The following is a 12,022-nucleotide window of genomic DNA, read 5'->3' as shown; positions in this document are numbered from 1 at the left end:
CTTGCCCAATGTCCGTGCGCCGGTGCGGGCAAGTGCGTCCGGCTAGTGAACCATCACCCAGGTCGGTTGCAGCCATGGATACGCAATCAGTCCGACGACAGCCGTCGCAGCGATCAACAGCGGATTGCTGACCTTCCAGCGAAACAGGATGGCCAGCGAGATCACGCCGACCAGCGCCGTCAGCCAGTCGCCGATGGCGATCTTGCCGAGCAGAATGCACGCGCCGAGGATAGTGCCGATCGCTGCAGCATAAGAGCCCTTCACAAAGCCCTGAACGTTCGGGTTTCCGCGATGCCGTGCGAGCAGTGGGGCAACGATCAGCACCAGCAGGAATGATGGCAGGAAGATGCCGATCGTGGAGACGAGAGAGCCCCAGAATCCCGCTACGAGGTAGCCGACGAAGGTCGCGGTAATCACCACCGGTCCCGGGCTGATCATGCCGATGGCGACCGCGATGAGGAATTGCCGCTCATCGAGCCAGCCATATTGCTGCACGAGCCCTTGCTCGAGGAACGGCACGATGACGAGGCCGCTGCCGAAAGTCAGCGAGCCGGCCTTGAGGAAGAACAGCAGCAGCTTCGAGAGTGTGGATCCGCTTGCGGCCGGCGCGATCGGACCTGCGGCGGCCGGCACGACGGCAATTCCCGGCAGGATCGCAGGCGAGCGTTTGAACAGCTTGCCGTAATAGAGGATGCCCACGATCCCTGCGCCAATGAACAGCACTGCGACCTCGGCTTGGAGGATGACAGTGACGGCCAGGCAAACGGTCGCGATCGCCCATTGCAACCAGTCTTCCATGCCGAGCTTGGCGAGCCGGTAGCAGGAGTGAAGGATGAGCGCGATCACCGCGGGGCTGACGCCGTAGAAGATCGCGGTGACCGGCTGCAGATCGCCGAGATAGACATAGAGGGCGCCGAGCGACGCCACGATGACGAAGTTGGGCAGGATGAAGCACCATCCGCCGACCCAGGCGCCCCAGAAGCCGCCGCGCAGCCAGGCCACATAGATGCCGACCTGGATCGCCAGCGGCCCCGGCAGCGATTGGCAGATGGCAATCGATTCCTTCATCTCCTCCTTGGTCAGCCACTTCTTGCCGTCGACCAGTTCCCGCTCCATCTGCCCGACCAGCGCAACCGGACCGCCGAAGCCGAGAAAGCCGAGCCGCAGGAAATAGCGCGCCAGTTCTGCCAAATGGCTGCGTTGCGGATCTGTCGGTGTCATCGCCAAAAAGCTCCGCGTGGTTTCGAGAGCATCGCCGTATTCCTCGTCTGCGTCTTTCCGCTCAGCTCTTCGTGCTCGCCGTCTTGTCGAGGGCGGCGCGCAGGCCCTTGGCGAGCTTGATGGCGTCGTCATTGGCCCAGAAATGCATGAAGAACAGGCGCGGCTGTTCATCCAGCATGTGGCTGTGCAGCGCGGTGACATCGATGCCGTGGGTTCGCAGCGCCATGATCACCGGATTCACTTCGTCGTTGGTGAGCACGAAGTCGCCGGTAATGGCGGCCTTGCCGCCACCGGTCGGCTGGAAGTTGATGCCGATCGCGACACCCATCGGGCCGACCGGGCTTAAGGCCATGCCTTCCTCGGTGACCGGATCGCGACGTGGCACGTTGAACTGGTAGACGCCGCCATTGGCCTGGCCCTTGATGCCGATGATCTGGTCGAGCTGGGCGGTGTCGAGATCGACCGCTGGCGGCGGCGATGCCGGTGCTGCGGCCTTCAGCGGCGTCTTGCTTTCGGCAAGTCCATCCCGGATCGCGGTGGCGATCTTGACAGGGTCGCCGTGGCCGGCGATGTGCATGTAGAAGGTGGCCGGGGTCGCGCCGAGTAAATGGTTGTGCACGGCTGTGATCTGCAGGCCGCTTCCGATCATCTTCAGCATGACGGGGTTGATCTCGGATTCGAGCAGCACTAGGTCGCCCATCGCCATGACGCCATCGTGCATGGGCTTGAACGCGACCCAGCCGCCCAGCGCCAGCGCCGGCTTGATGGCGACGCCGTCGAGCGTCACCGTGAGATCGGTCCGCGGGAAGCCATAGCGATGCACATCGCCTGAGATGGCCGGCTTCCGGCCCAGCGTGTCATCGACCTTCTGCCAGTCGATGCTCTGCGCATGAGCCGACGAGATGAACGGTTCGGCGAACACTTGCCAGTCGATCTTTTGCGCGCTTCCGGCTGTGGCGAAGCAGCATGCGCCGATGCCGATCAGCGCTGAAATCGTGTTTCGCATTGGATTGCTCCCTTGAACGTGCATTTGATGCTTCAGTCGCGGCTCTACTCCCTAGTGAGCCCGACGATGGTTCGAAATCCGGAGATGGTCTGCACCGAGAAAGCGACGGGGTCGCCGAAGCGCACGGCGTTGAAGAGCAGGCCGTCCTGAACCCTGAACGGCTCAGTTCGGTCCGGAGCCAGGCGTACCCTGATCGTGTCGCTGCGCTCGTCGACGCTGTCGACGACGCCACGCAGGGTCTCCGTCGCCGACGGGTGGACGGCAGCGGCCTCGGCCAACGCGGCGATTGTGCCGTGCGTGTCGCTGACTTGACTTGGTGCAGCGAAAGCCATGGCGGGCCAAAGCACCGCGGCGCACAAGGCCATGGTTGATCTGGTCATGATCGTCCCTCGATTGTTGCGTGAAGCTCAGTCCTGTTCCTTGACCTGACCGCTACTGTCGATCACGAGCCTCACCGGCTTGCCGTTCTTCACCGCTTTCGCCGTCATGCCTTCGGCCGTCGACTTGACGTGGCTGACGTTGGCGTAGCCGGCGGCCTGAAGTTTTGCGACAAGCTCGTCCTGCGTCAGAGCATGAGCCGGCACGGCAATGCCTGCGATCGCCAGCGCAAGAATGAGGGAGAGTTTTCGCTTCTGCATGATCGTTCTCCTGGTCGTGTTGTGCTGCCCCAGGTTTTCGTGATGCGGCGGAGACGCCGATCATCCCCGCAATGCGTCCGTCATGGCTTCACCTTGCTGGTCGGCCAGTTGTGCGTCTCCCTGGTCGCGTCGCGGCACCAGCGATAGAACGCGTCGTAAAGCAGCATACCGGCGCTCAATTGTTCGAGGTCGTCGTCGAACATGCGCGACAGGCCGAGCGAGGCCGCGAGCAGCCCGGGCGCTTCCGGCGACAGATCGAGCCGAGCGGTGTCCGCCGCCCGTACCATCGTCGCGAGCCGCTCCAGCGCCGGTGTCGAGAGGTCAAACTCCTTGATCATCACGTCGAAGGTGCAAAGCTCGCTGCGATGGCTCCAGAACACGTTCTCGATGTCGAACGGCGTGGCCTCGAAGCGTTCGGCAACGGCCTCGACTTCGGCCGATGTGACGAACAGGAACACAGCGGCCGGATCGACAAAGCGGCGGATTAGCCACGGACAGGCGACGCGATCGATCTTCGGCCGCGACCGCGTTACCCAGACAGTGCGACCGCGTCCGTCGCGTTTCGGAATCCTGTCGGCTGGAACGGTCGGGAGCTCTGCTTGTCGCCAGCCGAGATGCCCGCCCTCGAGAATCTCGGCAGCAATGTTGCCGCATCGGAGCCAGGCGGCGGTGCCTTCGGCAAGCTTTTGCCCCTTCTGGCAGACGACGACAACGGATTGGCCGCCGAGGCCGGATGCCCAATCCTGGACGTCGAGATGGGAGTGCCTGATGGCGCCCGGGATCAGACGCGGATCGGCGACAAAATCCTCATCGAGACGAACGTCGACGAGCGTCGGCGCTTTGGCCGTGCCGATGAGACGAGACAATTTTTCGGATGAGATCGATGTGTAAGATGACATGCTGCGCCCTTGGTGAACAGGACGCGATTCTTGGGCATGTCGCCTCGCGGGGAGATCGCACATCCCCGTAGCTTGGAATTAAGACCTTGTGCCGATCGATGTCAACCTGAGTGCGCTGCCGTCATCGGCGCGACTCGAGGTCCCTGTCACAAACAATTCACCGGGCGGCGTGGAACAACGCATGCTGTCTAGAACCCGCAATCCCGGAATTGCTTTGCGCCAACACGAAATCGCGAGCCGACCTCGACGAAGTCCACGTCCAGGCATTGGTTTCCCTGACGGAACGCGCCGATGCCGGTGCAGCGGAGATATTCGAGGTTGATCCGCCAGCGCTTCTCACGCGGCGAATAGGTTGCGAAGTCGTGCTGGGCGCTGGCCGGCCCCCGGCAAATCCCCGCGATGTATTGCCGGACGTCAGACGGCAGATCGTCGATGTGATCGGAATTCCAGGGGCCGTCATTGTGCCCGATGCTGCTCTTGGAGAGGGCGGGCAGTGTGCTCGAAAGCAGAAGCGGGATCGTCAACATCAGGATGTGGAGTTTCACGTGACGCCTCCCTTCCAGTTGTCTCGCTAGTCTTGCTCCAGGATCGAACGCATTCAACACCGCCCGTGCCGTCAATCACAGGTGATGCGCGGGCAATCTCACCGGTGAGCTCACCCCGCGCCGGGGGCCGGCGTCGAACGGGTTGACCGATATAGGGTAGCCCCCTATATTATGGGCATGTCGCACACGATCAAGCACAAGTCCAAGCTCGTCGGCCGGGTTCGCCGCATCAAGGGTCAGCTGGAGGCGGTCGAGCGGGCGCTGGAGTCCGAGATCGGCTGTGCCGACGTGTTGATGCTGGTGGCCTCGGTGCGCGGCGCCATCAACGGGCTCACCGCGGAATTGCTCGAGGATCACATCCGGCATCACGTGGTGGACCCTGCCCGGGAAAAGGATCCTGAGAAGGCGCAGGGCGCCGCCGACCTGATCGACGTCGTCCGTACCTATTTGAAGTGACGCCAGCCTGAAGTGAAGCAAATGGCCGATCTGTCCCAGCTGCTGCAGCAAAGCAGCGCGCATGCCTGGTTGTTCATCCCCAGCGCGATCCTGCTCGGTGCGCTGCATGGGCTCGAGCCCGGCCATTCCAAGACGATGATGGCGGCCTTCATCATCGCGATCCGCGGCACGGTGGTGCAGGCGGTGCTGCTCGGCCTGTCGGCGACGATCTCGCACACCGCGATCGTCTGGATCGTCGCGCTCGCCGGCCTGCATTTCGGCCAGCAATGGTCCGGCGAGCGCAGCGAGGCCTGGCTGCAACTGGTCTCGGCCGCGATCATCATCGCGATCGCAGCCTGGATGGCCTGGCGGACCTGGCGCGAGCAGACTGCCGAGCACGATCATCACCACGATCATGATCATCACCATCACGACGAAACCCGTCAATTGACCTTGGCTGGGCAGTCGCTGTCGCTCGAAGTCTTCGAGGACGGCGTGCCGCCGCGCTGGCGCCTGCGCAGCGAGACCGGAGCGCTACCGGCGGCCGGCGAGGTCAGCGTCGTGACGATCCGCCCCGACGGCAGCGAGCAGCACTTCCGCTTCGACGCGCGCGACGACTATCTCGAAAGCGTCGATGAAATTCCGGAGCCGCATGAATTCAAGGCGCGGGTCGCGGTGCGGACAGACATCGCGGAAGTCCTGTTCGCGGAGCATGACCACGCCCATATGGACCTCGGCGAGGACGAAGACGATGCGCATGCGCGCGCGCACGCCGCCGACATCCGCAAGCGCTTTGCCGGACGCACTGTCACGACCTGGCAGATCATCCTGTTCGGCCTGACCGGCGGGCTGATTCCCTGTCCGGCGGCGATCACCGTGCTGCTGCTCTGCCTTCAGCTCAAGCAGTTCAGCCTCGGCTTCGTGCTGGTGCTCTGCTTCGGCATCGGGCTTGCGCTCACCATGGTCTCCGTCGGGGTCGCGGCCGCGCTCAGTCTCCGTCATGTCGAGCGTCACTGGGGCGGCTTCAGCCGCTTCGCGCGGCGCGCGCCCTATGTGTCGGCCGCATTGATCGTGCTGGTCGGCCTCTACACCGGCTGGCTCGGGTTGCACGGCATCACGGCGTGATAAGGGATCGGAGCCCGATCCGCGTCATCCCATTTCCAGCTTGAAAGCTGCGTGCGGTGGTCTAGAGTCCGTCCTACGGGGACAAGGCAGACTCCCCGTGAGACCTCGGTCCAAGCTCTGCGCGACAATCCGTCGTGGAGCTTTGATATGGACACTAATCCCCACACATCTCCTCGTTCTCGTATCGCGATCTTGTCGCGTGGCGATGCTGCGGCGCGCCGCGAGGCGACGCCGCAGAACAGCCGCTTCGTTCGCATCTTCGAGGCGCTTGCCGCCTCCGGCTTCGAGGCGATTCCCGTCGTCTATGACGAGGCCTTCGCCGACATCGTCCGCGATCAATTGTTGACCATGGACGGCGTCCTGGTCTGGGTCGATCCGATCCATCAGGGTAAGACGCGCGCGGCGCTCGATCCGCTGCTGTGCGAGGTCGCGGCCAAACGCCCATGGGTCACCGCACACCCCGACGTCATCCTCAAGATGGGCGTCAAGGAGGTGCTCTATCGTACGCGTCATCTGGGCTGGGGTGCCGATACGCATCGATACGCCAGCGCGGACGCCTTCCGTGCCGAATTCCCGCCGCGGCTTCGCGCAAGCGGGCCACGCGTGCTCAAGCAGAACCGCGGCAATGGCGGGCAGGGTGTCTGGAAGGTGGAGGCCTTGCCGCATAAGGATGCGACGGTTCGCGTGCTGCATGCGCTGCGTGGCAGCCAGCCCGAGGAGATGCCGCTGGACGCTTTCATGGCGCGCTGCGAACCGTATTTCGGTTGGGGCGGCTGCATCATCGATCAGCCATTCCAGCCGCGCCTGCCTGAGGGGATGATCCGTTGCTATGTCAGCGGATCGAAGGTCGCGGGCTTCGGACACCAACTGATCAAGGCCTTGGTCCCGCCGCCGGGCCCGGATTCACCGGAGTCGCAGCCCGGCCCGCGCATCATGCACGGCCCCGACGCGCCGCAATTCCAGGCATTGCGGCGCTTGATGGAGGACGAATGGATTCCGCAACTGATGCAGGTGCTGACGATCGATGAGGCGTCGCTGCCCGTGATCTGGGATGCGGACTTCCTCTATGGTCCGCGCGACGCTGTCGGCGCCGACACCTACGTGCTCTGCGAGATCAACGCCAGTTCGTGCTTCGCGATCCCCGACGAAGTGCCGGACGCGATCGCGCGGACGGTGCGGGAGCGGATTCGGCGGCACATAGAGAGCGAGCCCGGGTGATAGCATCTAGCAGCGAAGCTATGTCGTTTATCCTCAACTGTCATCGCCCGGCTCGACCGGGCGATCCAGTACGCTGCGGCCTCTCGGCTCAAGCACTACGGCCTCTGGGATACCGGATCACGCGCTTTCGCGGGTGATGACACCGCGTTGCTGAACCGACCTCCGCCGTCGTCCTGGCCTAGTGCGCAATTGCGCACTAGGCCAGGACGAGGATGGGGAGATTCCTCGCGTCACGCCTACTTCCCCCGCATCGCCTCCGGCGTATCGGGCTGTGCGGACGGATGCGCCTTGGCGAACTCCGGCAGCGCCATCGCGATGTCGTGGATGCGCTTCACGGTCGGCCACGGCGACAGGCTGATCTGCTGGTTGATCGCCGCGGTGACATGGCCGACCAGGCAGATGTCGGCGATGGTCGGCGTCTCGCCGTGACAGAACCGGCCGGTCGCCTTGTGGCCGGCGAGGTGGCCTTCGAGCGCCGCCAGCGTCTCGACGGTCCAGTGCCGCCGCCAGGCGTTCTGCTGGCTGTCGCGCAGATCGAGCTCGCGGTCGAGATAGCGGCGCACCCGTGGCGTCAGCAGCGGATGGCCTTCGCAGGCGACGATCAGTGCCAGCCCGCGCACCCGGGCGCGGCCGAGCGCATCGGCCGGCAGCAGCGGTGGCGTCGGGTAGGTCTCGTCGAGATAGTCGATGATCGCGAGCGACTGGAACAGCACGGTGCCGTCGTCGGTCACCAGCGCCGGCAGCGCCATCTGCGGGTTGATCTTGCGATAGGCGTCAGCGCGATGCGCATCCGCATCGATGTCGACGAACACGATGTCGGCCGGCACGCCCTTGAGGTTGAGCGCGATCCGCACCCGAAAGCTCGCCAGCGATCGCCAGAAGGAGAAGAACTGCATGGAGTGCACTCCTCACGTCATGCCGGGTAAAAGCGCGAAGCGCGTCTTCGCGAGGATGACCCGGGCATCCATCTATATTCGCCAGAATCTTGTTGGAAGATGGATCGCCGGGTCAAGCCCGGCGATGACAAGTGACGGGGAGGCGATGATGCTTCACCCTCCCCCTCCAGGGGAGGGAAGAGCTAGCCCGCCCCGACCTTCTTCTTCCGCCAGGCCAGGTGCACGGCGCAGGTGCAGCCCTGCGGATGCGAGGCCAGCTCCGCGTCATTGGCGGGCGTTGCGGCGGGCGCGATCGCCTGGCCCTTGGCGCCGTCCTGTGACGGGATGTAGTTCAGGACCGGCGCTAGCCAGCGCTCGACCTCGGCGACCGTCATGGCCTTGCGCGCGGCATAGTCCTCGACCTGGTCGCGCTCGATCTTGCCGACGCCGAAATAGAAGCTCTCGGGATGCGAGAAGTACAGGCCCGAGACCGACGAGCCCGGCCACATCGCAAAGCTCTCGGTCAGCTTCACGCCGGCGGTGCTCTCGGCGTCGAGCAGCGCGAACAGCGTCCGCTTCTCGGTGTGGTCGGGTTGCGCCGGATAGCCGGGCGCCGGGCGGATGCCGTCATATTTCTCGAGGATCAGTTCGTCCGCCGAGAACGTCTCCTCGGGCGCATAGGCCCAGAACTCCTTGCGCACGCGCTGGTGCATGCGCTCGGCAAAGGCTTCGGCGAGGCGATCGGCCAGCGCCTTGCACAGGATCGAGGAATAGTCGTCATTGGCGTTCTTGAAGCGATCGGCGACCGCATCCTCGCCGATCCCCGCGGTGACCACGAAGCCGCCGATATAGTCGGGAACGCCGGAAGAAACCGGTGCGACGAAGTCGGACAGCGCGGCGTTGAAACGGCCCTCGCGCTTCTCGAGCTGCTGACGCAGCGTGTGGAAGGTCGCGATCTTCTCCTTCCGCGTCTCGTCGGCATAGACCTCGATGTCGTCGCCGACCGCGTTCGCCGGCCAGAAGCCGACGGTGGCGCGGGCGGTGAACCACTTCTCCGCGATGATCGTGTCGAGCATCGTGCGGGCGTCGGCGTAGAGCGAGCGCGCGACTTCGCCGACCTTGGGATCGTCGAGGATCGCCGGGAAGCGGCCGGTCAATTCCCAGGTCTGGAAGAACGGCGTCCAGTCGATGTAATCGGCTAGTTCTGCGAGATCGTAGGCATCGAAGCTCTTCAAGCCGAAGAACGTCGGCTTCTTCGGCGGCACTGCTGCAAAGTCGATCGCGACCTTGTTGGCACGTGCGTCCCCAAGCTTCAGCCGCTTCTTGTCGGCCTGGGCGCGGAAATGCGCGGTCGAGATTTTTGCGTATTCGGCCCGCACCTCGGCGGCATAGGCCTGCTTCTTCTCGTCCGACAGAAGCGAGGAGGCGACGCCGACCGCGCGGCTCGCATCATTGACATGCACGACCGGTCCGCCGGGATAGTTCGGGTCGATCTTCACAGCGGTATGTACGCGGCTCGTCGTCGCGCCGCCGATCAAAAGCGGCACGTTCATGCCCTGTCGTTCCAGTTCGCCGGCGAGGAAGCTCATCTCGTCGAGCGAGGGCGTGATCAGGCCGGACAGGCCGATGATGTCGGCGCCTTCGGCCTTCGCCGTTTCGATGATCTTGTTGGCGGGCACCATGACGCCGAGGTCGATGACCTCGAAATTGTTGCACTGGAGCACGATACCGACGATGTTCTTGCCGATGTCGTGGACGTCGCCCTTGACGGTCGCGAGCACGATCTTGCCCGCGGCGTTGCGGCCGCCGGTGATGCCGTTGGCGAGGTTGCGCGCCTTCTCCTCCTCCATGAACGGCATCAGATAAGCGACTGCCTGCTTCATCACGCGGGCCGACTTCACGACCTGCGGCAGGAACATCTTGCCGTCGCCGAAGAGGTCGCCGACCACGTTCATGCCGGCCATCAGCGGCCCCTCGATGACGTCGAGCGGCCGGGTGGCGTTCTGGCGGGCAGCCTCGGTGTCCTGCTCGATGAACTCGGTGATGCCATGCACCAGCGCGTGCGACAGCCGCTTCTCGACCGGCCATTCGCGCCAGGCGAGATCTTGCTCCTTGGTCTGCTTCTCCTTGCCGCGGAATTTCTCGGCAAGCGCCAAGAGCCGCTCGGAGGCGCCGGGATCGCGGTTGAGGATCACGTCCTCGCAGGTCTGGCGCAGCTCGGGATCGATGTCGTCATAGACGATCATCTGTCCGGCATTGACGATGCCCATGTCCATGCCGGCATGTATCGCATGATACAGGAACACCGAGTGCATAGCCTCGCGCACCGGCTCATTGCCGCGGAACGAGAACGACAAATTGGAGACGCCGCCGGAGATGTGGGCGCCGGGCAGGTTCTGGCGGATCCAGCGCGTCGCCTCTATGAAGTCGACGCCGTAATTGTTGTGTTCCTCGAGGCCGGTCGCGATCGCGAAGATATTCGGATCGAAGATGATGTCCTCGGGCGGGAAGTCGAGCCGGTTGACCAGGATGTCGTAGGCCCGCTTGCAGATCTCGGTCTTGCGCGCGAACGTGTCGGCCTGTCCGGTCTCGTCGAACGCCATCACCACCACGGCGGCACCGTGGCGCTTGGCGACCGTCGCCTCGTGCAGGAATTTCTCTTCGCCTTCCTTCATCGAGATCGAGTTCACGATCGGCTTGCCCTGGATACACTTCAGGCCGGTCTCGATGACGTGGAATTTCGAGGAATCGACCATCACGGGCACGCGCGCGATGTCGGGCTCGGCGGCGACGAGGTTAAGGAACGTGACCATTGCCGCCTCAGAGTCGAGGAGGCCCTCGTCCATGTTGACGTCAATGACCTGGGCGCCGTTCTCGACCTGGTCGCGTGCGACCTGAAGCGCCGCGGTGTAGTCGCCCGCGGTGATCAGCTTGCGGAAGCGCGCCGAACCGGTGACGTTGGTGCGCTCGCCGACGTTCACGAACGGGATCGCGTCGGTCAGCGTGAACGGCTCGAGGCCGGAGAGCTTGAGCCGCGGTTCGATCTCGGGCACCACGCGCGGCTTGTGCGGGGCGACGGCCCTGGCGATCGCCGCGATATGGTCGGGCGTGGTGCCGCAGCAGCCACCGACGATGTTGACGAGGCCGGCGGCGGCGAATTCGCCGATCAGCCGCGCCATGTAGTCCGGCGTCTCGTCATACTGGCCGAACTCGTTGGGCAGGCCGGCGTTCGGGTAGGCGCACACCAGCGTGTCGGCGACGCGGCCGATATCGGCGATGTGCGCGCGCAGATCCTCGGCCCCGAGCGCGCAGTTGAAGCCGATCGTGATCGGCCGGGCGTGCCGCACCGAATGCCAGAACGCCTCCGGCAACTGGCCGGAGAGCAGGCGGCCGGACTTGTCGGTGATGGTGCCGGAAATCATCACGGGCACGTCGATGCCGCGTTCCTCGATGATCTCTGAGATCGCGTACAGCGCGGCCTTGGCGTTCAGTGTGTCGAAGATGGTCTCGACCAGCAGCAGGTCGGCGCCGCCATCGAGCAGGCCCTTGGCCTGTTCGCCATAGGCCTTGCGCAGATCGTCGAAGGTGACGGCGCGATAGCCGGGATTGGAGACGTCGGGCGAGATCGAGGCGGTGCGGTTGGTCGGGCCGAGCGCGCCGGCAACGAAGCGCGGCTTACCGTCCTCGGCGCTGACCCGCTCGGCGGCGGTCCGTGCGAGCCGGGCGCCTTGCAGGTTCATCTCATAGGCGAGGTCCGACATGTCGTAGTCGGCCTGCGCGATCGAGGTCGAGGAGAAGGTGTTGGTCGCGACGATGTCGGCGCCGGCACGCAGGTAAGCGGCGTGGATGTCGGTGATCGCCTCGGGCTGGGTCAGGATCAGGAGATCGTTGTTGCCCTTGATGTCACGGTGGAAGTCCGCAAAGCGTTCGCCACGGAAGGCGGCTTCGTCGAACTGCAGACCCTGGATCATCGTGCCCATGGCGCCGTCGAGCACCAGGATGCGCTCGCGGGCAGCCGCGAGCAAAGCGCTACGCTTCGCAGAAACAGGAATGGTCATGG

Annotated in this window: 11 protein-coding genes; 3 read left to right on the top strand and 8 right to left on the bottom strand. The window is 64.4% G+C overall.

Annotation, left to right across the window (positions count from 1 at the left end; all coding sequences use genetic code 11):
- Positions 1 to 42: 42 nt before the first annotated feature.
- The 6 genes from chrA to JQ616_RS04075 all read right to left on the bottom strand — a co-directional run bounded on the left by chrA (position 43) and on the right by JQ616_RS04075 (position 4,309).
- On the bottom strand, positions 43 to 1,221 hold the full coding sequence (gene chrA, locus JQ616_RS04100; RefSeq protein WP_212012406.1) for a chromate efflux transporter: 1,179 nt from the start codon (positions 1,219 to 1,221) through the stop codon (positions 43 to 45).
- Positions 1,222 to 1,282: 61 nt separating this feature from the next.
- Positions 1,283 to 2,227 (bottom strand): DUF1259 domain-containing protein, encoded by a 945-nt coding sequence (locus JQ616_RS04095; protein WP_212012404.1) that lies wholly within the window; start codon positions 2,225 to 2,227, stop codon positions 1,283 to 1,285.
- Between the two features lie 44 nt (positions 2,228 to 2,271).
- On the bottom strand, positions 2,272 to 2,607 hold the full coding sequence (locus JQ616_RS04090) for a hypothetical protein (RefSeq protein WP_212012402.1): 336 nt from the start codon (positions 2,605 to 2,607) through the stop codon (positions 2,272 to 2,274).
- Between the two features lie 27 nt (positions 2,608 to 2,634).
- Complete coding sequence (locus tag JQ616_RS04085) at positions 2,635 to 2,865, bottom strand: hypothetical protein (RefSeq protein WP_212012400.1); 231 nt, start codon at positions 2,863 to 2,865, stop codon at positions 2,635 to 2,637.
- Between the two features lie 80 nt (positions 2,866 to 2,945).
- Positions 2,946 to 3,764, bottom strand: coding sequence for a chromate resistance protein ChrB domain-containing protein (locus JQ616_RS04080; protein WP_212012398.1), 819 nt, complete (start codon positions 3,762 to 3,764; stop codon positions 2,946 to 2,948).
- Positions 3,765 to 3,952: 188 nt separating this feature from the next.
- On the bottom strand, positions 3,953 to 4,309 hold the full coding sequence (locus JQ616_RS04075; protein ID WP_212012396.1) for a hypothetical protein: 357 nt from the start codon (positions 4,307 to 4,309) through the stop codon (positions 3,953 to 3,955).
- A gap of 177 nt (positions 4,310 to 4,486) precedes the next feature.
- Here JQ616_RS04075 and JQ616_RS04070 point away from each other — a divergent pair, with 177 nt between their 5' ends.
- The 3 genes from JQ616_RS04070 to JQ616_RS04060 all read left to right on the top strand — a co-directional run bounded on the left by JQ616_RS04070 (position 4,487) and on the right by JQ616_RS04060 (position 7,087).
- Complete coding sequence (locus tag JQ616_RS04070; RefSeq protein WP_016847064.1) at positions 4,487 to 4,765, top strand: metal/formaldehyde-sensitive transcriptional repressor; 279 nt, start codon at positions 4,487 to 4,489, stop codon at positions 4,763 to 4,765.
- Between the two features lie 21 nt (positions 4,766 to 4,786).
- The gene (locus tag JQ616_RS04065; RefSeq protein WP_212012395.1) at positions 4,787 to 5,869 is read left to right on the top strand and encodes a nickel/cobalt efflux transporter; all 1,083 of its coding nucleotides are present in this window, start codon (positions 4,787 to 4,789) and stop codon (positions 5,867 to 5,869) included.
- A gap of 147 nt (positions 5,870 to 6,016) precedes the next feature.
- Complete coding sequence (locus tag JQ616_RS04060) at positions 6,017 to 7,087, top strand: Cj0069 family protein (RefSeq protein ID WP_212012394.1); 1,071 nt, start codon at positions 6,017 to 6,019, stop codon at positions 7,085 to 7,087.
- Between the two features lie 236 nt (positions 7,088 to 7,323).
- On the opposite strand, the gene maiA is transcribed toward JQ616_RS04060, so the two are convergent.
- Positions 7,324 to 7,983 carry a maleylacetoacetate isomerase gene (gene maiA / locus JQ616_RS04055; protein WP_212012393.1) on the bottom strand — a complete coding sequence of 220 codons (660 nt, stop codon included), beginning with the start codon at positions 7,981 to 7,983 and terminating at the stop codon, positions 7,324 to 7,326.
- A 182-nt stretch (positions 7,984 to 8,165) separates the two neighbouring features.
- Positions 8,166 to 12,020 carry a methionine synthase gene (gene metH / locus JQ616_RS04050; protein ID WP_212012392.1) on the bottom strand — a complete coding sequence of 1,285 codons (3,855 nt, stop codon included), beginning with the start codon at positions 12,018 to 12,020 and terminating at the stop codon, positions 8,166 to 8,168.
- Positions 12,021 to 12,022 lie beyond the last annotated feature (2 nt).

The organism is Bradyrhizobium tropiciagri, assembly GCF_018130545.1.
Lineage (GTDB): Bacteria > Pseudomonadota > Alphaproteobacteria > Rhizobiales > Xanthobacteraceae > Bradyrhizobium > Bradyrhizobium tropiciagri_A.
This window is presented reverse-complemented; position numbering and strand designations above follow the sequence as displayed.